The 25521-nt window shown below is 70.7% G+C and carries 24 protein-coding genes and 2 pseudogenes; 11 read left to right on the forward strand and 15 right to left on the reverse strand.

The window, feature by feature from the left end; all coding sequences use genetic code 11:
• The first annotated feature begins 7 nt into the window (after positions 1–7).
• On the forward strand, positions 8–1003 hold the full coding sequence (locus tag IF09_RS0119915; RefSeq protein WP_037635449.1) for a carbohydrate kinase family protein: 996 nt from the start codon (positions 8–10) through the stop codon (positions 1001–1003).
• Positions 1004–1140: 137 nt separating this feature from the next.
• Here the strand turns inward: IF09_RS0119915 and IF09_RS47085 are convergent.
• The 9 genes and pseudogenes from IF09_RS47085 to rpmF all read right to left on the reverse strand — a co-directional run.
• Positions 1141–1277, reverse strand: a pseudogene (locus IF09_RS47085) (IS256 family transposase); the annotation flags it as partial.
• Between the two features lie 72 nt (positions 1278–1349).
• Positions 1350–1772, reverse strand: a complete 423-nt coding sequence (locus tag IF09_RS40405) for a hypothetical protein (RefSeq protein ID WP_234321076.1) — start codon at positions 1770–1772, stop codon at positions 1350–1352.
• A pseudogene (locus IF09_RS0119925) lies at positions 1750–2493 on the reverse strand (IS5 family transposase); the annotation flags it as partial. The gene IF09_RS40405 and the pseudogene IF09_RS0119925, both read right to left, overlap by 23 nt.
• Before the next feature lie 800 nt (positions 2494–3293).
• On the reverse strand, positions 3294–3530 hold the full coding sequence (gene rpsR / locus IF09_RS0119935) for a 30S ribosomal protein S18 (RefSeq protein ID WP_030297540.1): 237 nt from the start codon (positions 3528–3530) through the stop codon (positions 3294–3296).
• Between the two features lie 52 nt (positions 3531–3582).
• Entirely contained in the window at positions 3583–4695 is a 1113-nt protein-coding gene (locus IF09_RS0119940) for a CobW family GTP-binding protein (protein WP_051832692.1), read from the reverse strand.
• A gap of 26 nt (positions 4696–4721) precedes the next feature.
• Positions 4722–4970 (reverse strand): type B 50S ribosomal protein L31, encoded by a 249-nt coding sequence (locus tag IF09_RS0119945; protein WP_030297543.1) that lies wholly within the window; start codon positions 4968–4970, stop codon positions 4722–4724.
• A gap of 26 nt (positions 4971–4996) precedes the next feature.
• Entirely contained in the window at positions 4997–5161 is a 165-nt protein-coding gene (rpmG, locus tag IF09_RS0119950; protein WP_007267663.1) for a 50S ribosomal protein L33, read from the reverse strand.
• Positions 5162–5258: 97 nt separating this feature from the next.
• Positions 5259–6443 carry a GTP-binding protein gene (locus tag IF09_RS0119955; RefSeq protein ID WP_030297544.1) on the reverse strand — a complete coding sequence of 395 codons (1185 nt, stop codon included), beginning with the start codon at positions 6441–6443 and terminating at the stop codon, positions 5259–5261.
• A 4-nt stretch (positions 6444–6447) separates the two neighbouring features.
• Entirely contained in the window at positions 6448–6618 is a 171-nt protein-coding gene (gene rpmF, locus IF09_RS0119960) for a 50S ribosomal protein L32 (RefSeq protein ID WP_030297547.1), read from the reverse strand.
• A gap of 647 nt (positions 6619–7265) precedes the next feature.
• Here rpmF and rpmB point away from each other — a divergent pair.
• Positions 7266–7502 carry a 50S ribosomal protein L28 gene (rpmB, locus tag IF09_RS0119965; RefSeq protein ID WP_030297549.1) on the forward strand — a complete coding sequence of 79 codons (237 nt, stop codon included), beginning with the start codon at positions 7266–7268 and terminating at the stop codon, positions 7500–7502.
• Positions 7502–7807: a 30S ribosomal protein S14 gene (gene rpsN, locus IF09_RS0119970; RefSeq protein ID WP_030297551.1), complete on the forward strand. Its 306-nt coding sequence runs from the start codon at positions 7502–7504 to the stop codon at positions 7805–7807. The genes rpmB and rpsN overlap by 1 nt, the downstream gene beginning before the upstream one ends.
• Positions 7808–7994: 187 nt before the next feature.
• On the opposite strand, the gene IF09_RS0119975 is transcribed toward rpsN, so the two are convergent.
• Positions 7995–8945, reverse strand: a complete 951-nt coding sequence (locus IF09_RS0119975) for a GlxA family transcriptional regulator (protein ID WP_037635456.1) — start codon at positions 8943–8945, stop codon at positions 7995–7997.
• Positions 8946–9016: 71 nt separating this feature from the next.
• Here IF09_RS0119975 and IF09_RS0119980 point away from each other — a divergent pair, with 71 nt between their 5' ends.
• Positions 9017–9667, forward strand: coding sequence for an HD domain-containing protein (locus IF09_RS0119980; protein WP_030297556.1), 651 nt, complete (start codon positions 9017–9019; stop codon positions 9665–9667).
• 213 nt (positions 9668–9880) lie between these two features.
• Here the strand turns inward: IF09_RS0119980 and IF09_RS0119985 are convergent, their stop codons facing one another.
• Positions 9881–10645: an alpha/beta fold hydrolase gene (locus IF09_RS0119985; protein WP_030297559.1), complete on the reverse strand. Its 765-nt coding sequence runs from the start codon at positions 10643–10645 to the stop codon at positions 9881–9883.
• Positions 10646–10850: 205 nt separating this feature from the next.
• Here IF09_RS0119985 and IF09_RS0119990 point away from each other — a divergent pair, with 205 nt between their 5' ends.
• The gene (locus IF09_RS0119990; protein ID WP_030297561.1) at positions 10851–11636 is read left to right on the forward strand and encodes a class I SAM-dependent methyltransferase; all 786 of its coding nucleotides are present in this window, start codon (positions 10851–10853) and stop codon (positions 11634–11636) included.
• A gap of 10 nt (positions 11637–11646) precedes the next feature.
• On the opposite strand, the gene IF09_RS0119995 is transcribed toward IF09_RS0119990, so the two are convergent.
• The 3 genes from IF09_RS0119995 to IF09_RS0120005 all read right to left on the reverse strand — a co-directional run bounded on the left by IF09_RS0119995 (position 11647) and on the right by IF09_RS0120005 (position 14140).
• Complete coding sequence (locus tag IF09_RS0119995; RefSeq protein ID WP_030297562.1) at positions 11647–12009, reverse strand: hypothetical protein; 363 nt, start codon at positions 12007–12009, stop codon at positions 11647–11649.
• Between the two features lie 421 nt (positions 12010–12430).
• Positions 12431–13369: a glycoside hydrolase family 16 protein gene (locus IF09_RS0120000; RefSeq protein ID WP_051832666.1), complete on the reverse strand. Its 939-nt coding sequence runs from the start codon at positions 13367–13369 to the stop codon at positions 12431–12433.
• Positions 13370–13615: 246 nt separating this feature from the next.
• A complete protein-coding gene (locus tag IF09_RS0120005) occupies positions 13616–14140 on the reverse strand; it encodes a hypothetical protein (RefSeq protein WP_030297564.1) in 525 nt (174 codons plus the stop codon).
• Here IF09_RS0120005 and IF09_RS0120010 point away from each other — a divergent pair.
• Both IF09_RS0120010 and IF09_RS0120015 read left to right on the forward strand, forming a co-directional pair.
• Positions 14140–16290: a glycosyltransferase gene (locus IF09_RS0120010; RefSeq protein ID WP_051832668.1), complete on the forward strand. Its 2151-nt coding sequence runs from the start codon at positions 14140–14142 to the stop codon at positions 16288–16290. The genes IF09_RS0120005 and IF09_RS0120010 overlap by 1 nt on opposite strands.
• Before the next feature lie 2 nt (positions 16291–16292).
• A complete protein-coding gene (locus tag IF09_RS0120015) occupies positions 16293–17540 on the forward strand; it encodes an acyltransferase family protein (protein ID WP_234321077.1) in 1248 nt (415 codons plus the stop codon).
• 794 nt (positions 17541–18334) lie between these two features.
• On the opposite strand, the gene IF09_RS0120020 is transcribed toward IF09_RS0120015, so the two are convergent.
• The gene (locus IF09_RS0120020) at positions 18335–18610 is read right to left on the reverse strand and encodes an acylphosphatase (protein WP_030297567.1); all 276 of its coding nucleotides are present in this window, start codon (positions 18608–18610) and stop codon (positions 18335–18337) included.
• 432 nt (positions 18611–19042) lie between these two features.
• On the opposite strand from IF09_RS0120020, the gene IF09_RS0120025 reads away from it, so the two are divergent.
• The 4 genes from IF09_RS0120025 (at position 19043) to IF09_RS0120040 (ending at position 25419) form a co-directional block, all read left to right on the forward strand.
• Positions 19043–19261 carry a hypothetical protein gene (locus IF09_RS0120025; protein WP_030297568.1) on the forward strand — a complete coding sequence of 73 codons (219 nt, stop codon included), beginning with the start codon at positions 19043–19045 and terminating at the stop codon, positions 19259–19261.
• Positions 19262–19389: 128 nt separating this feature from the next.
• Positions 19390–20196, forward strand: a complete 807-nt coding sequence (locus IF09_RS0120030; RefSeq protein WP_030297569.1) for an HlyD family efflux transporter periplasmic adaptor subunit — start codon at positions 19390–19392, stop codon at positions 20194–20196.
• On the forward strand, positions 20193–22466 hold the full coding sequence (locus IF09_RS0120035) for an NHLP family bacteriocin export ABC transporter peptidase/permease/ATPase subunit (RefSeq protein ID WP_030297571.1): 2274 nt from the start codon (positions 20193–20195) through the stop codon (positions 22464–22466). Before IF09_RS0120030 ends, IF09_RS0120035 begins: the two co-directional genes overlap by 4 nt.
• A gap of 79 nt (positions 22467–22545) precedes the next feature.
• Positions 22546–25419 carry an NHLP bacteriocin export ABC transporter permease/ATPase subunit gene (locus IF09_RS0120040; protein WP_030297572.1) on the forward strand — a complete coding sequence of 958 codons (2874 nt, stop codon included), beginning with the start codon at positions 22546–22548 and terminating at the stop codon, positions 25417–25419.
• The last annotated feature ends 102 nt before the right edge of the window (positions 25420–25521 follow it).

Below are 25521 nucleotides of genomic sequence, written 5' to 3' on the forward strand. Positions count from 1 at the left end.
ACAGCCCATGAACATCCCCACCAGCAGCGTCACCGTCCTCGGCGAGTGCGTCGCCGACGCCTTCACCGACCCCGCCCTGTCCAGCCCCGCCGATCTCGCCCTGCGCGTCCTGCCCGGTGGCGGCCCCGCCAACACCGCCGTTGCCCTCGCCCGACTCGGCACCCCCACTCGCTTCCTCGCCCGGATCTCCAACGACGTCTTCGGCACCCTCTTCCGCAACCGCCTCAGCGCCTCCGGCGTCGACCTGAGCGGCAGCGTGGCCGCCCCCGAGCCCAGCACCCTGGCCATCGCCGACCTCGACGAGACCCGCCAGGCCACCTACTCCTTCTTCGCCGACGGCGCCGCCGACTGGCAGTGGACCGCCGACGAACTGTCCGACACCGTGCCGGGCGAAACCGTCGCCGTGCACACCGGCTCCCTGGCGCTGATACGCCGCCCCGGAGGCAGCCACATCGAGGACTACCTCGCCAAGGCGCGCGAGCACGCCACCGTGTCCATCGACCCCAACGTCCGCCCACTCCTCGTACCGCCCGCCGCCTACCACCAGCGGCTCCACCACTGGTGCGCCGTGGCCGACATCCTCCGCCTCAGCGAAGACGACCTCAGCTTGCTCCTCCCCGGGGCCAGCCCCGAACAGGCCTGCGATACCTGGCACGCGGCCGGCGCGCGCCTCGTCGTCATCACCCTCGGCGGACGCGGCGCCCTCGCCTCCCTCGACGGCGCACGCGTCACCGTCCCGGCCCCGACCGTCGACGTCATCGACACCGTCGGCGCCGGAGACGCCTTCACTGCCGGCCTGCTGCACCGCCTCACCGCACTCGGACACCTTGGCGGCCGACTCGACGCCCTGACCCTCGAAGGCACCACCGACGCCTGCTCCTTCGCCGCCCGCGTCGCCGCCCTCACCTGCTCCGTCCCCGGCGCAGACCCACCCTGGGCAGAACGTTTGGCGTCCCGGCCCGCCCAGCACCCGGGCGCACGAGGGCACGTCCACAGCACATGAGCCTGGGGAACGGCGCCAACCCGTGAGAAGCAGGGACTAACCTCCACCTCCACTTCCGCTTCTCAGGACCGGCCCTCGGATACGCCTCGGCCGGCGGGTCTGTAAAGCTAACGGTGGTTCTGGAGTTGTCAGGGGGTTCAGCGGCGGGCGGCTGGGAGTCGGCCGTCGAAGGTGATGTCGAAGGCGTTCAGAGCGGCTTTCCAGCGTGGGTCCAGCGCTTTCGGCCCTGGCCGGTGGGGTCCAGGCTCGTGACGGCCATCCAGACGCACTTCAGAGGGCGGTTCGTGAGTTGATGTCTGTTTCCGGGTGAGGCTGGGGTATGGCTGCTGGGCGGGCGCTCGGCCGGCTACTGCTTCCTGGCGAAGCTGCCAACATCGACTTCGGTGAGGACATCGAGCTTGACCAGGCGTTTCAGCTTGGCGCGGATGTCCTCGACGTTCTTCGGCAGCAGTTCGTGGTCGAGGGCCTGACAGACGTCGCGGGCCCGGAGGGGTCCGGTGGCCTCGTTGAATACGGTGAGGATGCGGGGGTGGTCCGGGTGCTCGGGAAGGTAGGGCGAGTCCGCCTGGGCGGGGATCCGGTCGGCGAGGGCGGTGACGGTCTTCCGGGTGATCGCCAGATGCTCGAGGTGGATCTGGGCCTCCCGCAGTCGAGCCTGCAGTGCGTCGATCTTGGTGCGGAGGTCCTCGGCCAGGCCCGGGCGGCGTCCTGCTGGATGCCGAGCGCGTCGAGCAGGGGGTCGATGTTCACGCTGCCATCGCCTGCGCATCGCGCTCGGTGGGGGTGTTCGCGTCGGTGAGCCGGCGGGCCATGACGTGGGTCATGGCCCAGTAGACGCGGGAGGCGGAGGAGGCCGGGCGGTGCTCGTAGTCGCGGACCAGGCGCCGGTGCAGTATCAGGATCCCGTAGGTCTGCTCAACCCTCCACCGCTTCGGCTGCGGAACGAACCCTGTCTCCTGCGGGTTGCGTTCGACGATCTCGACATCGATGCCCATGCCGGATCCATGCGCGACGACCTGGTTCTTGAAGCCCTGGTCGACCAGGGCCTTGCGGACGGTGCCGCCAGCGTGCTCGGCAACCCGGTCCAGCAGGGCGATGCCCACGGCGTTGTCGTGAGCGTTCGCGGCCAGCACGATGACGGCGATGACCAGCCCGAGCACGTCCACGGCCAGTTCCCGCTTGCGGCCCGGCACCCGCTTCGCCGGATCCCGGCCGGTCGTGGTGGCGGGGACCCCGGCAGCCGCAGGGACACTCTGCGTGTCCAGAACCACCAGGGTCGGGTCCTCTAATCGACTGGCCCGCTCCCGGACCTGGCAGCGCAGGAGTTCGTGGATGACCTGGTCGGTCCCGTCGTCCCGCCAGGCGGCGAAGTAGTAGTAGTACGTCGCACTCTTCGGCGGCAGATCGTGCGGCAGGCAAGCCCACTGGCAGCCGGTCCGGCCCTGGTAGAGGATCGAGTTCACGATCTCCCGCATCGCGTACGCGCCCCGGCAGACAACCGGCTGCGGACCAGCGGATTCGGTCCGCACCCACACCATCAGGCGACGACAAAAACACACAAAGACTCACGAACCACCCTTCCAGGTCGCCCGTGGGAGTGGGAAGCGTCACAATTGAGAGGAGTGGGAGTCCGGCTCGGCTGGGGGAGTGGGCTGAAAGCCCAGGGCGTGCGCGGCCCGCCCAATCCGTCCGAACCTCCCGAGTGGCGCCTTGGGGTGACGACTGGTTGGGGACCAGTTGGGGACCAGTGCCGCTGCACGCAGGTGCACGGCACGCGCATTGGCACCCGTTCCTCGCCCTCAAATAGCGCCACATGTCCTGATTGTGGGCCTGGCGCAGCCATCTGGGGGTCAAGGGGTCGCAGGTTCAAATCCTGTCGTCCCGACCATGCTTTACGCAGGTCGGAGGCCGTTCTCTCACATATGAGAGGACGGCCTTTTCCAGCCGGTGGAGGGCTTCACGGAGGGCTGGATGCGGTCGCCGGGTGGTCGCAGCCACGCCGGCCGGTCCGTCCGGCGGCCGGTCCTCTCGGCTTCCGTGAGGGTGAGGTCGATGGTGTCGACGGCTTCGGCGGGCGGCCTGCTGGGCGAGGTGGCTGTAGAAGTTCGCGGTGGTCGAGAGGGTGAGTGCCGCAGAGTCTTGGAGACCACGGTGAGAGGGGCGCCGGCGGTGATGGTGCTCCCGCACCACGGCTGACCAGCCAAAATGGCGACCCCCAGCACCAACGCGCGGTCACGGCCCTGGTGGGCCGGCGGCGGCGCTCCGCCGGCACCGCGGTCGTGGCCGTGCGCTACCGGCCGGCGTACGGGAGCAGGGCCATCTCCCGGGCGTTCTTGACGGCCAGGGCGAGTTGGCGCTGCTGCTGCGCGGTGACACGGGTGACGCGGCGGCTGCGGATCTTGCCGCGGTCGGAGATGAACTTTCGGAGCAGGTCGGTGTCCTTGTAGTCGATGTACGTGATTCCTGCCGTGTCCAGCGGGTTGGGGCGGGACTTCAGCGGCTTGCTGGGGGAGGGGCGGCGGGCCATTGGTGTTCCTCGGGGTACGGGGTTCGGGGTGTCGGTGAGCGGGTGGCAGGGGTCAGGCGACGGAGTCGAGCAGCGGCCCGAAGGCGGCGGGGAGCTGCTTCCACGCCTCACGCCCGGCCGTGTACTCGGCTTCGGTCAGGAGGCAGGAATCCAGGAGCTGTTCGATCCCGTCGCGGTCGAGTCCCGGCGAGGTGAAGACCAGGTGCTGGCAGCAGTCGCCGTGCTCGGGGTCCCAGTCGAGGGCGGCCGCGGCCTGACGCATGGCGGGGACCAGGTCCCAGGCGGCGTCGGGGAGCGAGGCCAGCCAGGGGCCGGCGTTCTCCACGCACAGCGCGCCGCCCGCGGCGTCCCAGGCGAGCAGGGTGTCGGGGCGGTCGGCGAGCCAGAACCGGCCGCGACTACGAGCCGCAGCGCAGGTCAGGTCCTCCAGGGCCTGGTAGAGCCGCTCGGGGTGGAACGGCCGTCGGCGCTGCCACACGAGCGTGGCAACCCCCGCCTCGTCGGCATCCTGGGGCAGGAGCGCACACGCGGGGTGCTGCGCGGCGGCGGCCGTCTCCACATCGAAGCCGGCGAACGCCAAGCGGGTGAGTTCGCTGGAGCCGGTGGGCACCTGCCGGGCCGTCGGGTGTAGCTGGGCGAGCAGGGCGCGGTCCTCGTCGTCGGCCTCCTCGCTGTCGGCGATCGCGAGGACCGGCGCGTATTCGAGCTGACGGGCCCAGGTGTCCCCGACGGTCCGCTGGTCGGTGGCCGCGGCGGCGAGTCCGGCCTCGCTGAGGTCGTCGCCGTTGCCGAGGCAGGGCAGGACGAGTGCGGGGTCGACGGCCGTGATCACGTTGGTGAGTTCCAGGACCTCACCGGCGTGGGCGGCCACGACCTCGGCCATAGCCCGGGGCTCGACCGAGTCCCAGAGTTCCACCACGGCCAGGCGGGTCAGGTCGCTCGCGGCCAGTCGCTCCAGCTCGGGGACGAGGTCCTCGCGCAGGGCGCAGCAGGCACAGTCATTGACCAGCGGAGTCTCGTCGGCGGAGATCGCACCGCCCGAATCGCGCAGCGTACGAAGTACGTTGCCCGCGGCCGCCGAGGACAGGTCGTGGTGCAGGGCGATACTTCCCGGCACGGCGCGCAGCAGGTGTTCGACGGTCTCCTTGCGTGCGTCGGCGTGCATGCCGCCGACGATCACGACGGGGAGGGTCACTTGTGCCCTCCGTAACGGCGCTCGAAGCGCTCGACGCGTCCCGCGGTGTCGAGTACGCGCGCGGTGCCGGTGTAGAAGGGGTGGCTCTGCGAGGAGATCTCGACGTCGATGACGGGGTAGGTGTTGCCGTCCTCCCACTCCACCGTCTTGCCGCTGGTGGCGGTGGAGCGGGTCAGGAAGGCGAAGTCGGCAGCCTTGTCGCGGAAGACGACGGGGCCGTAGGCGGGGTGGATTCCAGGCTTCATGGGGTTGCCCTTTCTTGGGGAGGGGGTCAGCGCTCTTCGCGGAAGTCGACGTGCCGGCGGACGACGGGGTCGAACTTGCGCAGCACCATCCGGTCCGGGTCGTTACGCCGGTTCTTGCGGGTGACGTAGGTGTAGCCGGTGCCGGCGGTGGAGCGGAGCTTGATGATCGGGCGTACTTCGTTGCGTGCCATGGCCTCAGTATACGAGAATGGGAATCATTTTCAGTAGGGGGGTTGAAAGCCGGGCCGGACGGTGCCGTGGCTGCGACCACCCTCCGGCCCGGAGTCTTCAGGCGGCCGAGCCCACGGCCTGCCCGTGTTCGTGCTCGCAGGCGTCGTCGATCCCGTACGTCTCCCAGTCCGGGAAGTCGTCCACGGCGGGCACGGCTTCGCCGGGGCTGAGCAGGCAGGCCTCGAGGGCGGCCTGCAGTGCCTCGGCTCGCAGGCCGGTGCCGATGAAGACGAGCTCCTGGCCCTGTGTGGTCTCCGGTCCGCGGGCGCCCGAAGGCTCGAAGCGGGCGACCGCGCCGGCCTGTGACCAGAGGCCGGTCACGCGGGGGCGGCTGGCCAGCCAGAAGAAGCCTTTGGAGCGCAGGATCTGCCCGAAGGTGCCGCTGTCGAGGCCCTTGGTGACGAAGGTCCACAGCCGGCCGGGGTGGAACGCCAGTTCCGAGCGGAACACGAGCGAGGAGATCCCGTACTCCTCGGTTTCCGGGACGTGGTCGCCGTTCAGCTCCTTGACCCAGCCCGGGGCCTGCTGAGCCCGCTCGACGTCGAACAGGCCGGTGCCCAGTACATGTTCGAGGGTCACCTGCCCATGGACTGCGGGAACGATCCTGGCCTCCGGGTTGAGCCGCGCGAGAGTCGCGCGCAGCCGGGTGACCTCCGTCGGCCCGACCAGATCGAGCTTGTTGAGGACGATGACGTCCGCGAACTCGATCTGGTCCATGAGGAGATCGCTGACGGTGCGCTCGTCGTCCTCGTACTGGTCGAGCCCGCGAGCGGTCAGTTCATCGCCGCCGGCGAGTTCCGGCAGGAAGTTCGCGGCGTCGACGACGGTGATCATGGTGTCGAGACGGGCGAGGTCGCCCAGGGTGGCGCCGTCATCGCGCGGGAACGAGAACGTGGCCGCCACGGGCATCGGCTCGGAAATCCCGCTGGACTCGATGAGCAGGTAGTCGAAGCGCCCCTCGCGGGCCAGCCGGTCGACCTCCTCCAGGAGGTCGTCGCGCAGGGTGCAGCAGATGCACCCGTTGGTCATCTCGACCAGCCGCTCCTCGGTGCGGCAGAGGGCGGCCTCGCCTCCGCGTACGAGCGTGGCGTCGATGTTGACCTCGCTCATGTCGTTGACGATGACCGCGACGCGCAGGCCCTCGCGGTTGCCGAGCACGTGATTGAGCAGAGTGGTCTTGCCTGCTCCGAGGAATCCGGACAGGACGGTCACCGGGAGCGGAATGTTCGTCGGGCGTGCCATCGGCTCAGACCTCGGGGCGCAGCAGGCCGCTCTCGTATGCCTTCACCAGTCGCTGCGGAACCTGGTACACGGAGCCGTCGACCGTGATCGGGACGAGCTGCGGCGTCGTTGCCTTCCACTGGGCCCGGCGGTGGCGGGTGTTGCTGCGGGACATCTTCCGCTTGGGGACGGCCATCGGATCTCCTGGGGTGTCGAAGTGTTCGGCGCCAGGCTATATGAAAACGACGACCATTTTCAATATGCTTGAGGGGTCTTCGATCGCCTTCGGCGTTCCTGAGGAGCGGATCGTTCGACGCCCGCCAGTCGTCGCGGCCCAGTGACAACTCGGCGTCGGTGAGCAGTGCGGAGTTCGGAGCCCCGCCGATGCGATCGGGGTCCAGGTCTGCTCCGGTGAACGCGATCTCGTTGCGCCGCCGGGGCGGCGGGAGCTTCGAGCCGGCAGTCGGCCTCGCGGATTTCCAGGCGGCCGCCGGCCGAGCGCCAGGTGACGACCGACTCCGGTCGGCTGGCGAGCCGGGCGGACCCCCGGCGGGCGGCTGGCTGGAGCTGGGCGAGGGGGGCGGGTGCTCGTCATCGGCGTCCTCGCTGTCGCCGAGGGTCACTACGGGGCGCGTATTCCAGTTGCCGGGCCCAGGTGTCCCCGACCGTTCGCCGGCCCGAGGCGGCCGTCGCGAGGTCGACGTCCGCCAGGCCGTCGCTGTCGCCGAGGACAGGGCGACCGTGGGGTCTACCGCGGTGATCACGGTGGTGAGACGTATGAGCTATATTGGTAATGGTTTCCATTACCAATACACTTCCCTCGAGCGAGAGGCAGGTTCCCCCGTGTCCGCCCACTGCCAACTGACTGGCGCCCAGCCGGGATTCGGCAACAACATCTCCCACTCGCACCGGCGTACTTCCCGCCGTTTCGATCCCAACATCCAGAGCAAGAGGTACTGGCTGCCCAGTGAGGGCCGGCATGTCCGCCTGAAGTTGAGCGCGAAGGCGATCAAGACCGTCGATGTGATCGGCGTCGAGGCCGCCGTGGCACGGATCCGCGCCCGGGGGGTGAAGGTCTGATGGCCAAGCAGAGCAAGATCGCGCTGAACGAGAAGCGCAAGAGGGTCGTCGCCCGGTATGCCGTACGGCGCGCCGAGTTGAAGGAGATCATCCGTCGGCCCTCCTCGACGGCCGCCGAACGGGAAGCCGCCGTGGCGGAGCTGCGCAAGCAGCCCCGCAACGCCAGCGCGACCCGTGTGCGCAACCGGGACAGCGTCGACGGCCGGCCCCGCGGGCACCTCCGCAAGTTCGGGCTCTCCCGTGTCCGGATGCGCGAGCAGGCCCACGCCGGGTTCCTCCCCGGAGTCACCAAATCGTCCTGGTAGTAGCCGCGCGTCCGGCGAGAGCTCAGGGGCCCACATCTCCGGCGGGGTGTGGGCCCGCTTCTCGCCCCGCGCGTTTCGACTGATGAGAAGCCGAATGCCCGAGGGTCTGCTGAGCGTTGTCGCCGGAGTCGACAGGAGCAGCGGCGGTGGGCGCCTCGTCGACGCCGGATCGCGGTCCGGGCGTCCGTCAGCCGGCGAATGTCTCGCGGTAGACACTGGGCGGCACTCCTATGTGTGCCTTGAACAGGGTCCGGAAGTTGGCCGGGGTGCCCAGGCCGCAGTGGCGTGCGACGGCTTCGACTGTGAGGTCGCCGGTTTCGAGGAGTTCGCGTGCGCGGGTGAGGCGGGCGTCGAGTAGCCATCGCATGGGCGGCAGGCCGGTGTCGGTGTGGAAGCGGCGGATGAGGGTCCTGCGGGATATGCCGGCCTGGCGGGCCAACTGGTCGACGGTGAGGGGCTGGTGCAGGTTGCGCAGGGCCCAGTCGTACAGCGCGGGGCTGTCGGACGGCTCGGGTCGTACGGGCAGGTCGATGAACGGGGCCTGGCCGCCGGCGCGGTGCGGGGCGGCCACCAGCAGCCGGGCCAGCTGGTTCGCCAGGCGGGGGCCGTGGTCGCGGCGGATGAGGTGGAGGCACAGGTCCAGGCCCGAGGACACGCCGCCTGAAGTGAGCACCTGGCCCTCGTCGATGTACAGGTCCTCGGGCACGACCGTCACCTCGGGGTACCGCCGGGCCAGCGCCTGCGCGTACAGCCAGTGCGTGGTGGCCCGGCGGCCGTCGAGCAGACCGGCGGCGGCGAGGGCGAACGCGCCGGTGCAGATGGACGCCATGCGGGTGCCGCGCTCTGCCGCCCCCGCCAGTGCGGCGGTCACCTCGGCGCTGGGCGCGTCCGGCTCCAGGTAGCCCGGGACGATCACGGTGTCGGCGGATGCCAGGCAGTCCAGACCGTGCGCGACGGACAGCGGAGGGCCGCCGTGCATCGGGACGGGGCCCGGCCGTTCGGCGCAGACCGTGAGCGTGTAGGGGCCGCCCCGCCAGCTCCCGAAGACCTGCCAGGGGATCCCGATGTCCAGCGCGAGGACGTTTTCGAGGGCCATGACGACCACGTGGTGTGCCCCGCCTGATGTCCGACCCGTCATGGCACGATTCTATCGCTTGGTGGCACGAGTGCCACTGACCGGTGGGTCCGATACGCGCCTACGGTCGCCTCATGGACACTGAAGCCCGCCCCCTGCCGGCACTCCCGGACACTCCCGTCGCCCGTGCCGCCCTCGAGCTCGTCCGGTCGTGCGAGAGCGAGCCCGTCGCCAACCACAGCATCCGCAGCTACGTGTTCGCCGCGCTGCTGGCCGAATACGAAGGGCTGCAGCCCGGTATCGACTTCGACGCCGAACTCCTCTTCCACGCCTGCGTCCTGCACGACCTCGGGGCCTCGCCGTCGGCCCCGGGCCAGGCGCGTTTCGAGGTCGAAGGCGCCGACATGGCCGCCCGGTTCCTCGCCGAGCACGGCTATGGCGCCGACAAGACCGACCCGGTGTGGGAGGCGATCGCCCTCCACACCTCGGACGGAATCGCCGAACGCCGTGGCGTGCTGGCCTACCTCACCCGCCGGGGCATCGGAGTCGACATCGGCTTCGGAACCGAGTTCGTCACCGACGCCCAGGGCGAGGCCCTCCACGGCCGCTACCCGCGGCTGGACATGGCCACCGTGCTGGTCGACGACGTCGTGCGGCAGGCCGCCCGCTCCCCGCAGGCCGGCGCCCACTACACCGTCCCGGGCGAATTCCTGCGCGAGCGCGGCGGACCAGGCGCCGTCACCGCCCTCGAACTCGCGGCGCGGGCCTCCCGCTGGGGCTCCTGACGCCGACACGGTGCCGCTGGGCTGAGCGTCGGCTGTCCAACCGGGTAGCCACCGCCCGGTTCTGTTTCGGGCGCTTGGAGCCGCACCCGGCCGCGTCCCGGGCCTCGTGGTCCTCGATGTCAATGAAGCCGGCCCAGGTTCAGACCCGGGCCGGCTTGCTGTGATCCTTGGTCGGCCGAGGCTGCCTCGCGCGACCGGACACCAGACGCCTGCTCAGCCGGCAGGGACCGTCTCCCGCAGGAAGTCGATCAGCAGGTCCGTAACGGCGTCCGGCCGCTCCAGGCTGGGGAGATGGCCGGCCCAGGGCAGTTCGACGTGCCGGGTGTCGGTGAGCAGTTCCGGCAGCCGGGCCGCGATCTGCCGGAAGTCCGCCAGGTCGAGGCCACCCGAAAGCGCGAGACCGGGTGCCTTGACCGCTGACAGGTCGATGTCCACGTTGCTCCGGCCGGCCCCCTCGGGGGCGGCCAGTTGCACCTCGAAGGCACGCCGCTGCATCTCGCGCACCTCATCCCGGACCGCCTCGTCGGCGTCCGGCCCCAGGAAGGTGTCCACGTTCAGTTCCACGGCCCCCGCGATGTCACCGGCCTCGATCAGCGAGTCCTCCCGCTCGCCGAACGCGCGCAGCTCATCGCTGGGTTCATGCCCGGGCAGTCCGGAGCACAACAGCGCCAAGGCGGAGACTCGGTCCGGACGGCGCGCGGCGATCTCCACGGCAACCCGTCCGCCGTACGAGGAGGCGATCAGCGCCGCTTGCTCCACGCCGAGGGAGTCCAGCAGGTCCAGTACGTCCTCTGCATCGTTGTGGCGCCGGTCCGGCAAGGGACTCTGGCCGAAGCCCCGGAAGTCGCAGCGCACCACCCGGTATCCGGCATCGACCAGGGCCGGCCACTGCGGATCCCACATCTGTCGGTCGCATACCGCGGAGTGCAGAAGTACCAGCGCGGGGCCGTCTCCGGCTGCATCGTAAGCAAGAGTCATGCGGCAGACCCTAGTGCTGGATTCCTCAAGGGCAGCAGACATGCCGGCGGCGCAGGTGCTGGGTGGGGCCGGGCAGGGCGCCGCCACAGCCGTCCCTGCCCTGGCAGGGTGAGGCGCCCGTGCGTCGGCCTGGTGGTGCCGTCGTCTGCCGCGTCGGAGCGGCAGGATGGCCACGGGGTGGCGTCTTCAGGAGAGGTGCGGGCCGATGTGGGTGGCTGGTGAGGCGTATGAGCCGTACGTGGGGCGGTGGAGCCGCTTGGTGGCACACCGGTTCGTTCGCTGGATGGATGCGGCTCCCGGGGGGAGCTGGCGCGATATCGGGTGTGGCACGGGTGCGGTGACGCAGGCCGTGCTGGATGCGGCCGAACCGGTGACGGTCGTCGGCGTCGATCCGTCTGCCGGCTACGTGGCGTACGCACGGAGGAACATCGCCGACCAGCGGGCGCGGTTCGTCCTGGCTGACGCCGTGAACCTGCCTTTTGCCGACTCGACGGCGTCGGTCGCCGTGAGCGGGCTCGTGCTCAACTTCGTACCGGACGCACCACGGGCGGTCGCCGAGATGGCCAGAGTCATCGCCCCGGGGGGACAAGTCGGGGTGTACGTCTGGGACTTCGGGGAGGGAGGCATGGAGGCCATCCGCGCCTTCTGGGACGCCGCGTCCGCCCTGGACGCGAATGCCCTGGCATTGGACGAGGCCGTCAGGTTCCCGTTGTGCGCCGAGGAGCCGCTGCGGGAGCTGCTGGTCGGTGCCGGGCTTGAAGACGTCGAGGTGGAGGGGATCAGCGTGGCCACCCGGTTCTCGGGCTTCGACGACTACTGGCAGCCGTTCCTGGGAGGGCAGGGGCCGGCGCCCACCTACGTGGCCTCTCTGGCGGAGGAGCACCGCGCGGAGCTGCGTGAGCGGTTGCGGTCGGCACTGCCCCGGGAAGCGGACGGCGCGATCCCGCTGCGGGCACGGGCATGGGCCGCACGGGGCAGGCGCCGGGCCTGAGCAAGCCGGGTCAGCCCTGCGCCTTGATGTGGTCGACGACGGCGGCGAAGGCTTCGGTGGGCGAGAAGTCCACGTACTCGCAGTCTTCGAGTGCCACGGGGGCGTGCCCTGGCGGCCAGTAGAACGCCTGGCCCGCCTCGTAGACCTCCTCCCCGTCCTTCGTGACCATCTTCAGCCGCCCTTTGAGCATGTAGCCCCAGTGCGGGCAGGCGCAGAGGCCGTCGGGCAAGCCGGTCAGGGCCGGCCGCATATCGGTGCCCCGGGGAAACCGGACGAAGGCCACGGACAGGCTTTCTCCGATCGCTTGCGTGCGGAGTTCGACGCCTCCGCCCTCGATCACGACCGGTGTGTCATCCCGCGTCGTCGCCGTCATGGCCGCCTCCGTTCGCCCGGTGTGCGGGCAGGGTCTTTCCTCCAGGCTGGCCCCGTCGCGCGGATCGCGCCACGTCAGAGTCCGCTGCCGGACCGGTACAGGGACACCGACAGGGCGGCCGTCACCCGCTTCGAGCCCCTCGACCCGCAAACTTTTGCGGTGGCGACGACCGCCTCGGCTTCCCGTACCGTCCGGCGGACGATCTCGCCGGCGGACGGACCTCGTGCACGAGGGCGGTCGACCGGCCGGTGAAGGGCAGGTACTCCTCACCGCCACCGGCGAGGATCGAGAAGCCATCACGTGGGGCGCGGTCTCCGCAGGGTCCGAAGGGCTCGCGGACCGGGAGCCCGACGGGCATGAAGCCTGCGGCCGGGACGGCTCCCGGCTTCGTGGCGAGCCGGCGAAGCCGCCCCGGACCGGGTCAGGACTTGGGCACGGTGTTGATGTAGTCGGTGCCGGCACCATAGAAGCCGTCCACCGTTTTCTGGACGTCCGCCTGGGAAACGGCCTCACCGGCCTTGTAGTAGAACCAATTGATCTTCATTTCCCATGTGCGCGGACCGCCGGTGAAGGCATGATCGATGAACCAATTGCTGAAGTGGACGTCCATCTTCTCGCGCGGGACGTACTTGCCGGAGCTGGTGAACAGCTCCTTGCCGTCCAGGGAATAGGTGACCTTTCCGTTCACGGCGGTGATCATCATGATGTGCCAGCCCTCGATGCTTCGCTTGAGCGTGTGGCTGACCCGGTCCGGCGGATCGGCCTTGTACCAGCTGACGGTGTCGAGTTGCGAACCCACCGAACCCCAGCCGCCGTTCGGCAGGTACTCGAAGTCGAGTTCGCTGTAGTCGGCCGAGGAGTCCGACGGGGAAATCGGAAAGAAGGTCTGGACGACGTGGTCGCCGTTGCGACCGCTCGTGGGCTTGTTGCCGAAGTGGACCCGAGCGGCGAAGGTCCCCGTGAAGAGGTTCTTGCCGGTGCTCTGCACCTCGACCTGCCGGGTGCCCTGCTTGGTGCCGTCGGTGGAGGCCTGCAGCCGCATGGCCCTGCCCCCCTGGGCAGTCGTGTCGGAGAGGAAGCCGGCACCGGCGGAGGACCAGGTGTCCTTGATCCCCGGGCCGCCCCCACCAGTGCGGACCTCCCAGCCGTGGGCGGTGAGCGCCGGGTCGTCGGGGCCGTTGTAGTGGAAGTTGTCGAACAGGGTTCCCGGCGGTCCGGACGGGGTCGGCGAGGCGCTGGGGGCGGGCGCGGCGGCATCGTCGCCGGGGCCGCCGGAACACGCGGCGAGTACGCACAGGAGGACGGGCAGCGTGAGCGCCGTCCACGCGCGGCGACGAGAACTGCGGCGGGGGTGGCTCACACGGGCTCCTTGGGGCGTAGAGGCGGTACCCGGACACGCCCATTGCGCAAAGATCAATTGCTGATCGGATCAGGGGGTCATCCTAAGGTCATCAATAGTCGGCAACCGTGGGCAGGACTACCGGCGGGTACTGCCAATTGTCATATCAATCCGGTCACGGCCCTTGGGCAGATCGCGCCAAATGCATATATCGAGCCCAAGTCGATTCAGGCCGGTGCACTAGCGTTCGCCCTGCCATCCCGCGGTCTACGTACCCTGCACTGAAAGGCTTCGCAAGGTGCGCCCAGTCATCTCTTCCATCGAACGCGGATCGGCGCACCAGATACAGCCCGAAATGTTCGAGTCCAGCTTTGAGGAGCCCGCTCCCGCACCGGTGTTCGTCGACCAGTCGGGTCTGCGCGGCCGTCTGCTGCGGGGCTTCGGCTGGCCCGTCTCCGTGGTCGGCGCGATCCTGGCGGTCGCCATGGGCAGCAGCCTGATCGGTGTGCAGGCGGACGCCCCGGCGATGGGCATACCCGCGCAGCCGTCGAGGCCGCCCGCGCCGTCGCCCTCACCCGTGCCGTCGCTGTCGCCCACTGCGTCGTCCGCGTCGTCGTCCCCCCGGACGGCCACGCGGTCTGCGACACCCCGGACGAAGACCTCGGCCGCCACGCCGGGCCGCACATCCACCCCATCGAAGCCCACGGCCACCGCGCCGCGCGGGGCAAAGGCTTCGGGCCAGCCGGCCAAGCACCCCTGATCTTCCGCACCACCCATCACCAGGAGCGTCATTGTCCCGCCACCAGCGCCGCCGGCAGTCCCTGCTGAGGCCGCGCCGACTGGCCGCGCCGCCGCTGCGCTTCTTCATGCCGCTGTCCCTGCTGGCCTGCCTTCTCGCGCTCCTCGTCCTGCGCGGTCTCGCCACCAACGAGGCGTTCCACGACTCCCGGATCGCGATCTCGGTCGACAAGACGACCGTGCCGGGCCACCTGCTCAAGGGCGGTCCGATCATCGACGCGCGTGGCACCAAGAACGCGCAACCGGTGAGCTATCACATCCCCGACCGCACCGCGGTCCTGACCTTCGACGACGGCCCCTCGCCGGAGTGGACTCCGAAGATCCTGGAGGTGCTCGCCGCCCGCAACGTCCGTGCGGACTTCTTCGTGACCGGCGCCATGACCACGCGCAACCCGGAGCTGATCCGGCAGATCGTCGCGGGCGGCCACGAACTCGGCGCGCACACCTTCACCCACGCCGATATGGCGTACCAGTCCCACGCCCGGATCGGCTGGGAGCTGGCGCAGACGCAGCTGGCGCTGGCCGGCGTCGCGGGCGTCCACAGCGCGCTGTTCCGCCCGCCGTACTCCTCCGACGCCTCCGCGATGGACGACTGGAACTATCCGGTGATCAAGTACGTGGGTGCGCGCGGCTACCTCACCGCGTTCATCGACCGCGACACCGAAGACTGGAAGCGTCCCGGAGTCGAGGCGATCGTCAAGGCGGCGATGCCGTCCAAGCCCGGTGCGGGCGAGGTGATCCTGATGCACGACGCGGGTGGTGACCGCACCCAGACCATCGCCGCGCTCGAGCAGATCATCGACAAGTTGCAGGCCCAGGGCTACCGCTTCACCACCATCTCCGACGCACTCGGCGCCTCCAGCGCCACCGTGCCGGTGCACGGATACCAGCTGTGGGCGGGCAAGGGATTCATCTGGGCCACCCAGTTCGCCGTGCACACCCTGCCGGTGCTGGTCGGGCTGCTGGCCATCGTCGGCTTCCTCAACTTCGGCCGGTTCGCGCTGATGCTCGTTCTCGCACCGATGCACGCCCGCCGCGCCAAGCGGCGGGACGCCTGGGGGCCGCCCGTCACCGAGCCGGTCACCGTACTGGTCCCGGCCTACAACGAACTCGAGTGCATAGCCAACACCCTGAACTCCCTGGCCGCCAGCGACCATCCGATCGAGGTGATCGTCATCGACGACGGCTCGTCGGACGGCACCGCGGACGTCGTCGAGGAGTTGGACCTGCCGTTCGTCCGGTTGATCCGCCAGGCCAACGGCGGCAAGTCCAGCGCGCTCAACACCGGTATCGCGGCCGCCTCACACGAGATCATCGTGATGATGGACGGCGACACCGTCTTCGAGCCGTCCACCGTGCGCGAGCTGGTCCAGCCCTTCGGCGACCCGGCGATCGGCGCGGTCGCGGGCAACGCCAAGGTCGGAAACCGCGACAGCCTGATCGGTGCCTGGCAGCACATCGAGTACGTCCTCGGCCACAACCTGGACCGCCGGATGTACGACATGCTGGGCGTCATCCAGACCATCCCCGGCGCGGTCGGCGCCTTCCGCAAGGAGGCCCTGCACCGGGTCGGCGGGATGAGCGACGACACCCTCGCCGAGGACACCGACATCACCATCGCGGTGCTGTGCGACGGCTGGCGGATCGTCTACGCCGAGCACGCCCGCGCCTGGACCGAGGCTCCCGCCAGCCTCCAGCAGCTCTGGTCCCAGCGGTACCGCTGGAGCTACGGCAGCATGCAGGCGATGTGGAAGCACCGCGGCGCGGTGACCTCCCGCGGCCCGGCCGGGCGCTTCGGCCGGATCGGGCTGCCGCTCGTCGTGCTGTTCGGCGTGGTCGCCCCGCTGCTGGCGCCGCTGGTCGACATGTTCCTGGTGTACGGCGTGCTGTTCGGGGACGCCCCGATCACCCTCACCAGCTGGGGCGGCTTCATCCTGCTCCAGGCCGCACTGTCCTGGTACGCCTTCCGGCTCGACCGCGAGAAGCCCTGGCATCTGATCAGCCTGCCGATCCAGCAACTGGTCTACCGGCAGCTGATGTACATCGTCCTGTTGCAGTCCGCGATCACGGCGATGACCGGTGGCCGACTGCGCTGGCAGAAGCTCCGGCGCACCGGCGAGGTCGCTGTACCCGTGGAGGCCTGACCGTGACTGCATCCGTCGACCTCGGGCGCATTCAGGACACCGTCCAGTTGAGGGTCCCCGCCGTTCTGCGACAGGAGCCGGAGCCGGAGGCACCGTCCGAGCGCAAGGGCGGCCGGGACCGCTATTTCGACCTGCTGCGCGCGCTGGCGCTGGTCCGCGTGGTGTTCTACCACCAGTTCGGCTGGTTCTGGCTGCCCCTCGTCTTCCCGTCGATGGGCGTGATGTTCGCGCTGGCCGGCTCGCTGATGGCCCGCTCGCTCAGCCGTCCCGCCCTCGGCGTGATCCGCGGCCGACTGCGCCGGCTGCTGCCACCGATGTGGCTGTTCGGCGCCGTCATGATCGCCCTCCAGATCCTCGACGGCTGGGGTCCCCACTCCGACGGCCACTCCACCTGGTGGTGGGCCAAGCTGTCGTTCTGGATCCTGCCGCTGAGCACTCCGCCGTACGCGGACGAGCTGCCCGGTTTCCACCATCTCGTGGAACAGACGTGGGCCGCGCAGATCATCGTCCCGCTCTGGTACCTCCGGGCTTACCTCTGGTACGTCCTGCTCTCACCGTTGATGCTCCGGGCCCTGCGACGATTCCCGGTGGTGACGCTGATCACTCCCCTGGCGCTGTCGATCGTCATGAACACGTTCTTCGCCGACCAGGAGTTCATCTACAGCCGGGTCTGGGAGACCGCCAACGACTTCACCATGTTCGGCTCCTGCTGGATCCTCGGCATGGCCCACCAGGAGGGGCTGCTCAAGAAGATCCCGCAGTACGTACTGCCGTCCATCGCGCCGCTGATCATGGTGGCCGGCTTGTGGTACCTGCAGACCCGGCCGGTCGATCCGACCGAACAGACCGACATCGAGTCCTGGCCGATTGCCCAGGCCCTGTGGTCCCTCGGCTTCGTTGCCATCCTGCTCCACGTCAGCCCGTCCTGGGAGCAGTGGCCCAGGCCGCTGGAACGCTGGAACGGCCTCGTCAGCCTGCTCAACGCACGCGCTGTCAGCGTCTACCTCTGGCACGAGGCCGCGCTGGTGGTCGCCGTCCCGCTGATCGACCCGCTCTGGAGCGTCCACTTCTTCTACAAGAACCTCCAGTGGCTGCTGGCCAGCCCGTGGTTCACGCTGCTGGTGGCGATCCCGCTGCTCGGCCTGCTGGTGCTGGCCTTCGGCTGGGTCGAGGACGTGGCCGCCAAACGCTCGCCGCGGCTCTTGCCGTACCCACGCCGTCGACGGGGCAGGCGCCGGGCCGCCGACTGACGCCGCCTGCGCCCACCCCCCCGGCCCGGCGGACACTTCCCGGTGGTGGCCGGGAAGCTGGGGGACCGGTCCGCCGGTCAGGATCACGCTCTGCGCGCGCAGGTTGAACGTGACCGTGGGCTTCATGAAGTCCATGTCCTTCGTGGCCGGCAGGGACGTCGTCCGGTCGCGGATCGACGGCTGGGCTCGTCACTTGAGCGGGTGTGGGCGGAGTCGGGCACTCGTGCCGGCGGATCCGTGGCAGCCGGGACGGTTCGTGCATCGACCGGGGCGGCGGAGGAATTGGTTGCGGCAGGCTCCCTGTTGAGCGGCGGGGCACCGACTGCGCTTCTCGGAGCGGTGCCCGGACCTGCGCGGTCCTTGGTGTCGAAGGCGACGATGCTGCCCGACGGCGGTGCCTGAGGCTGCCGCGGCGCAAGCGCCCATGAGCGCGCGCTCGCGGGTGGACGCGGTCGAGGGGCGCCGGGCCGGTGTCCTCCGCGCCGGGCACGTGCCCCGCACCGGCCTCGGGGTGGTCGGGCCGGGTCGCTCCCGGCCCTGCGCCGGCGGAGAGTGCGTGGGTCGTCTGGGCGGTGAGGAGCCGCGCGCACTCCTCCGCTGCCGAGCCGGCGGTCATCCGTCGGTCGGGGTTCTTCGCGAGAGCCTTCTCCACGGTCCCGCGCAGTTCTTCGGGGAGGCCGCCGAGGTCCGGATCACCGGACATGAGAGCCCGAGCACGGCGGACGGAGGGAGTCCGCGGAGGCCGTTCTCCGATTCCCGGAAGGGCGGCCGCTTCGTGTTCCCGGTGCGTGGGCTCAGGCGCGGATCTCGAAGCCTTCCAGGGCCTCGGGCTGTTCCTCGTGGCGCTGGACGCGGGTCACGTCGGCGCCGTTCGGGCCTCGGTGGGCCCAGTCGAGCATGCGGGCGACGGCGGCCTCGGGGCCCTCGAACACCGCCTCTACGGTCCCGTCGGGGAGGTTGCGCACCCAGCCGGCCACCCCGAGATCGAGGGCGGTGCGGCGGCAGGTGTCGCGGAAGAAGACGCCCTGCACCACGCCGTGGACGATCACTCGGCTGCGCACTCGTTCCATGGGCCGACCATAGCCGGGAGCGCGCCGATCGGCACGGACCGTGGTCGGTCCATCACGGAGTGGCGCTCCCGCAAATCTTCACGCGGTGAAAGTGGAGGGGGTAGCTCCCGTTACATCCCCACCCGACGCGGGAGGCGCGACCCCGGTGAACCGTGGGGGTCTGGGTGGGTTTGCGGTCTGGGGGTGAGGGGCCGTTTTGTTTTGTTACTCGATCTTGTGGAGAACTCGTGGCGATCCGTCGAATCAATCGGAAAGCCCGCCGAGTGAACGGTCACCTGACGTGAGACGGGGCGTCAACGCGGTTGGCCCGGTGACCCGTTCGCGTGCTTACATCTGCCCACCGAAGTGAAGTTCGGAAGTGGTCGGACCGCCTTGTCGCATACCGCCCACGCCATTTGAGGAACATTCAGACAACTGAAGGGTGCGCACATCATGCGTAACGACATCGAGACCCGTGAGATTGCCGACGACGAACTGGACGCGGTTTCCGGCGGTGTCAGCATTTCCGGTGGCCTCCTCGGCGCCGTCACCGGCGACGTCTTCCAGGTCGTGAACACCGTGACCTCGCTGGACACGGTCCACGGCGCGCTGGCCCTGCCCGGCCAGGTCGAGGGCATCGTCGGCGTTCGCGCCGGTGTCGCCGGCCTCTGAGCCGAGCCGGCCGGCAGCGCGCGTGAACCCCGGGACGTCATCGTTCCGGGGTTCACGGGTGCCCGTTTGGAAAACGCAGAACGCAGAACGCAGAACACAGAATGCACAACGCAGGCGAGGGATAGGTCGTGCAGTTCCGTCAAAAGGCGCTCTCCAAGCTGCAATCGCCCGAAGAACTCGATCTGCCCGTACGTTTCGCCCGCCCGCAGGGCCGGCTCGTTCTCGCCGTCACCGTCGTCGTCATGGCTGCCGCGGCATTCTGGGCATTCACCGGATCCGTCTCCTCCAACCTGAGCGCACCCGGCATCCTCACGCATGCCGAGGGCAGTTATCTGCTGCAGAGCCCGTTCGCCGGACAGGTCACCGCCGTGCTCGCCAAAGAGGGCCAGCTGCTGTCCCCCGGCGCGCCGCTGCTCCAGCTCACCACGGACCAGGGGGAGCGGACCGTACGCGTGGTCGCCGGAGGACGGGTGACGACCCTGGTCGCCAAGACGGGCTCGGTCGTCACGACGGGCGCGGACGTCGCGACCGTGGAACGCGTGAAGAACGCCGACGACCCGCTGGTGGCCGTGCTCTACCTGACCGGAGGCAGCGGAGCGGACATCCGCGTGGGCGCCCCGGTCGACCTGACCGTCCAGTCCGCCCCCCAGCAGCAGTTCGGCGTGCTGCGCGGCCGCGTCAAGGAAGTCGGCCGGGCGCCCCAGACGCAGGCGCAGATCGCCGGCTTCCTCGGCGATCCCCGCCTCGCCGCCCAGTTCGCCGGCCAGGGCAACCCCGTCGCCGTGCTCGTGCAGCTCGAACGCTCCTCCGCGAACGCCTCCGGCTACCGGTGGTCCTCCGCGGGCGGGCCCCCGTACCCCGTCGACTCCACGACACCGGTCACCGGAGCCGTCCACCTCGCCGCACAGCGCCCCGTCGATTGGCTGCTCCCGTGACCGTGCCGCAGCACACCTCCCCGAACCGGCCCCGCTCCCGGCCCCCGGCCGCCCGGGTCCCGGCGGGCGGCCGGCGGCGTCGCCGGCCGGCCGTCCCCAAGGGCCGCACGCCCCGTACCGTGCGCACGCCCACCGTGCTGCAGATGGAAGCGGTGGAGTGCGGCGCCGCCGCGCTGGCCATGGTCCTCGGCCACTTCGGCCGCTTCGTGCCCTTGGAAGAGCTGCGCATCGCCTGCGGGGTGTCCCGGGACGGCTCCCGCGCCGGCAACCTCCTCAAGGCCGCCCGCGGTTACGGGCTGACGGCCAAGGGCATGCAGATGGACCTGGCCGCGCTCGCCGGAGTGAACCCGCCGGCCATCCTCTTCTGGGAGTTCAACCACTACGTCGTCTACGAGGGCATGGGCCGCCGCCTCGGCCGCAGGGGCGTGTACATCAACGACCCGGGCAAGGGCCGCCGGTTCGTCCCCATGGAGGAATTCGACACCGGCTTCACCGGCATCGCGCTCGTCTTCGAGCCCGGCCCGGGCTTCCGCCGCACCGGCCGCAAGCAAAGCGTCATGAGCGCCATGCCTGCCCGTCTGCGCGGCATGTCGGGCACGATGCTCGCCGCCGTGGTCTCCAGCCTCCTGCTGGTGGCCGTCGGTGCGACGGTGCCCGCGCTGAGCCGTACGTACATCGACATGTTCCTCATCGGCGAGCAGACGTCCCTGCTGGACGTGCTGTTCGCCTCGATGGCGGCGGCCCTGGTGCTCACGGCCGTGCTCACCTTCCTGCAGCAGGCCAACCTGCTGCGAGGCCGCATCATCTCCTCGACGCTCGGCAGCGCCCGCTTCCTGCGCCACCTGCTCCGGCTCCCCGTCAGCTTCTTCAGCCAGCGCAACCCGGCCGACCTGGTCCAGCGCCTCCAGTCCAACGACGCCGTCGCCGAGACCCTCGCCCGGGACCTCGCCGCCGCGGGCGTCGACGCCGTGGTGGTCGTGCTCTACGCGGTGTTGCTGTGGACGTACGATCCGCAGCTCACCGGCGTCGGAGTGCTCATCGCGCTGCTCAACATCGCGGCCGTGCGGATCGTGATGCGGGTACGGGCCACCGGCACGCAGAAGCTGCGCGCCGAGAGCGCCCGGCTCACCAACACCTCGTACAGCGGCCTCCAGCTCATCGAGACGATGAAGGCCACCGGCGGGGAGAACGGCTTCTTCCGCCGCTGGGCCGGCCAGCACGCGGTCACCCTCGACGTGCAGCAGCGGCTCGGCGTCCCCAGCGCCTGGCTGGCCGTCGTCGCGCCGACGCTGGCCGCGCTCAACAGTGCGCTGATCCTCATGATCGGCGGCCTGCGGGCGGTGGAGGGGCACCTCTCGGTCGGCCTGCTCGTCGCCTTCCAGGCCCTCGTGACCAGCTTCACCGCGCCGATCACCCGACTGGGCGGCGTGGCCGGCCGGATCCAGGACTTCGCCGCCGACGTCGCCCGCCTGAAGGACGTCGAGAACTTCCCCGTCGACCCGCTCTACCTGCGGCACGCGCGGGGCGGCGCCGCCGCCGGTACGCGCCGGCTCAAGGGGCACGTGGAGCTGGACGGCATCACCTTCGGCTACAGCCCGCTGGACGCACCCCTGCTGAAGGACGTCTCGCTCGCGGTCGGCCCCGGGCAGCAGGTCGCGCTCGTCGGCGGCTCCGGCAGCGGCAAATCCACCGTCTCCCGGCTGATTTCAGGCCTGTACACCCCCTGGGCGGGCGCCATCCGCATCGACGGGATGCGGCTGGAGGACATCCCGCGCGGCGCGCTGGCCGCCTCCGTGTCCTTCGTGGACCAGGACGTCTTCCTCTTCGAGGGGACCGTCCGCGACAACGTCGCGCTGTGGGACCCCTCCATCCCGGACGAGGCCGTCATCGCCGCGCTCCAGGACGCCGCCGTGTACGACGTGGTGGCGCGCCGCGCCGGCGGCATCCACAGCCGCGTCGAGCAGGACGGCCGCAACTTCTCCGGCGGCCAGCGCCAGCGCCTGGAGATCGCCCGCGCCCTGGTGCGCCGTCCCAGCGTCATGATCCTGGACGAGGTGACCAGCGCCCTGGACGCGGCGACCGAGCGGATCGTCATCGACAACCTGCGGCGCCGCGGCTGCGCCTGCGTGGTGATCGCCCACCGGCTGAGCACCGTGCGCGACAGCGACGAGATCGTCGTGCTCGACCGGGGCACGGTCGTGGAACGCGGCCGGCACGAGCACCTGATCGCCGCGCAGGGTGCGTACGCCCGACTGGTGAAGGAGCACTGAGGTGACATCCCCGCACCCGACCCACCAGAGCTACCCGACCTACCCGACCCACCAGACGTACGGGCCCCGCCCGGCCTCCATGCCGCCGCCCGCGCCCGATCCCGTCGTGGCGGCCCTCGGCGGCCTCGGCACGCCGGTCGACTGCACGGGCCTGCGCAGCCTGTCGCTGGAAGGCCCGCTCGTACTGTGGCTCGTCGTGCAGGGCGAGCTGGACCTGTTCGCCGTCGATGCCGCCCAGGCGGGCCACTGGCACTTCCTGGGCCGGCTCGAGTCGGGCACGCTGCTCCTGGGCCCCGCCGAGGGCCCCGCCCACACGCTGACCGGGCGCCCGCTGCAGGGCTGCGTACTGCGCCGCATCGAGCTGCGCGAGCTGTACCGCCCCGAGTACGGAGCCCCCGGGGCCCCCGCGGACGGATCCTGGGGGTGGCACGCCGAGCCCTGGCAGAACGGGTTCGCCGAGGCGGCGCCCAGCCCCCTCGAGGACGCCTTCGCCCGCGGCATCGGCCGCGGCCTGCGCGTGCTGTACCAGGCGCCGCTGGAGGGTCGCGCCACCGCGGGCCCCGGCGGGGCCGACGAGGACATCCTGTGGATGCAGATCCCACCGGGCAGCGTGCAGTACGGCGCCGTGTACGAGACCCACGACGGCTCGGCCGGCATGTCCGCACCCGCCGGCACGCTCCTCGTCGACGGGGCCGTGTGGCAGGGCATGGTGGACCAGCAGTACCGGCTGCTGGACGCCCTGGACCGCTGGATCGAGCAGGACGAGCGCGCCCACGAGGACCGCACGGCCGCCGGCATCGAGGCCGGCGAGGCCGCCCGCACCCAGGCGGACCGCACCCTGCTCGCCTCCATCGGCCGCCCCCGCAGGGGCTCCCGCCGCGACGCCGGCCACGACGCGACCTTCGCCGTGTGCCGCCTGGTCGCGGCCGAAGCCGGCATCGCGCTGACCGAGCCGACCGGCGGCGGCGCCGCGGCCGCCGAGCGGACGGACCCCGTCGAACGCATCGCGCTCGCCTCCCGGATCCGCACCCGCACCGTCCAGCTCGGCGGGCGCTGGTGGCGGGAGAACAGCGGACCCCTGGTGGGCCGGCGCGCGGACGACGGGACCCCCGTCGCCCTGCTGTGGCGGCGCGGCCGGTACGAGGCCGTCGACCCCGCCACCGGCGCGCGCGAACGCCTCGGCCGGGGCGGCGCGGACGCCCTCGAGCCGCACGCCGTCATGTTCTACCGCCCGCTGCCCGACCGGAAGCCCGGCCTGCTGCACCTGCTGCGCTTCAGCGTGCGCGGCAGCGGCGCGGACCTGCGCAGCCTCGTCGTGGGCGGGCTGGGCGCGGTCGGCCTCGGCGCGGTCGTCCCCGTGGCCACCGGCCGCGTGCTCGGCTCGTACGTCCCGCACGCCGAAGAGAGCCTCATCGTGCAGACCGCTCTGGCGCTCATCGCGACCAGTGTGGTCTCGGCCGCCTTCATGCTGCTGCAGAACATCTCCCTCCTGCGCACGGAGGGCCGCATCGAGGCCACCTTGCAGCCGGCCGTATGGGACCGGTTGCTCCGGCTGCCGGTGACGTTCTTCGCCGGCCGCTCCACCGGGGAACTGGCCGGCGCGGCCATGGGCATCAGCTCCATCCGCACCGTGCTTTCCGGCATCGTCTCGGTGTCCCTGCAGGCGGGCACCGTCGGGACGGTCAACCTCGTGCTGCTGCTCGTCTACAGCGTGCCGCTGGCGCTGGCCGCCGTCGCCATGCTGCTCGGCATCGCCGTCGTCTTCCTGGGCCTGGGGCTGTGGCAGCTCCGCTACCAGCGGCAGCTGATCAGGATCGGCAACAAGCTCGACAACCAGGCGTTCCAGACCCTGCGCGGGCTGCCCAAGCTGCGCGTGGCCGCTGCCGAGAGCTTCGCGTACGCCGCGTGGGCGCGGGAGTTCGCCCGTACCCGCGAACTGCAGCAGCGCATCGGCCGGATCAAGAACGTCGTCACGGTGCTCAACGCGGTCTATCTGCCGCTGTGCACACTGGTGATGTTCATGCTGCTGGCCGGACCGGCCCGCGGCAGCATGTCCGCCGGCGAGTTCCTGACGTTCAGCACCGCCGTGACGATGATGCTGTCCTCGGCCACCCAGCTGACCGGCGCCCTCCTCTCGGCCGCCGCCGTGCAGCCGATGTTCGAGCAGGTCAAGCCGCTCCTCGCGGCGACCCCCGAGGTACGCGGCGCCAGAATCCGGCCGGGCGAGCTCAGCGGCGCCGTCGAGGTCAAGAACCTGTCCTACCGGTACGCCGAGGACGGACCGCTCGTCCTGGACGACGTGTCCTTCCAGGTGCGGCCCGGTGAGTTCGTCGCGGTCGTCGGGGCCAGCGGCTGCGGCAAGTCGACCCTGCTCCGCCTGCTCATCGGTTTCGACCGGCCCGCCTCCGGCAGCGTGCTGTACGACGGCCAGGACCTGGCCGCACTCGACCAGGCGGCCGTGCGCCGCCAGTGCGGTGTCGTCCTGCAGAACGCGCAGCCGTTCTCCGGCTCGATCCTCGACTGCATCCGCGGCTCCGGCGCGTACTCCCTCGAGGAGGCGGCGCAGGCCGCCGCTCTGGCGGGCCTCGCCGAGGACATCAAGGCCATGCCCATGGGCATGCACACCGTGCTGACCGACGGCGGCGGCACCGTCTCGGGCGGCCAGCGCCAGCGGCTGATGATCGCGCAGGCGCTCATCGGCAAACCGCGCATCCTCTTCCTGGACGAGGCCACCAGCGCGCTGGACAACGAGGCCCAGCGCGTGGTCATCGAGTCCACGCGCGCCCTGCGCGCGACCCGCATCGTGATCGCCCACCGGCTGTCCACCGTCATGGACGCCGACCGCGTGATCGTGTTGTCGGACGGACGGGTCGCCCAGCAGGGTCCGCCCGCCGAGCTGCTCGCCGATACGGCGGGCCTGTTCCACGGGCTGGTCCGCCGCCAGGTGGGGTGACCGGTCAGGCCGGGTGCCCGGGTCTCACCGCCCGAGTGGCCCGGGCCTCGGCCAGGACCGTGTGCCGCCCGGGGCAGCGCCGCCGCAGTGCCTCCGCCTCCT

The sequence above is a fragment of the Streptomyces katrae genome (genome assembly GCF_000717655.1).
Taxonomy (GTDB): Bacteria; Actinomycetota; Actinomycetes; order Streptomycetales; family Streptomycetaceae; genus Streptomyces; species Streptomyces katrae_B.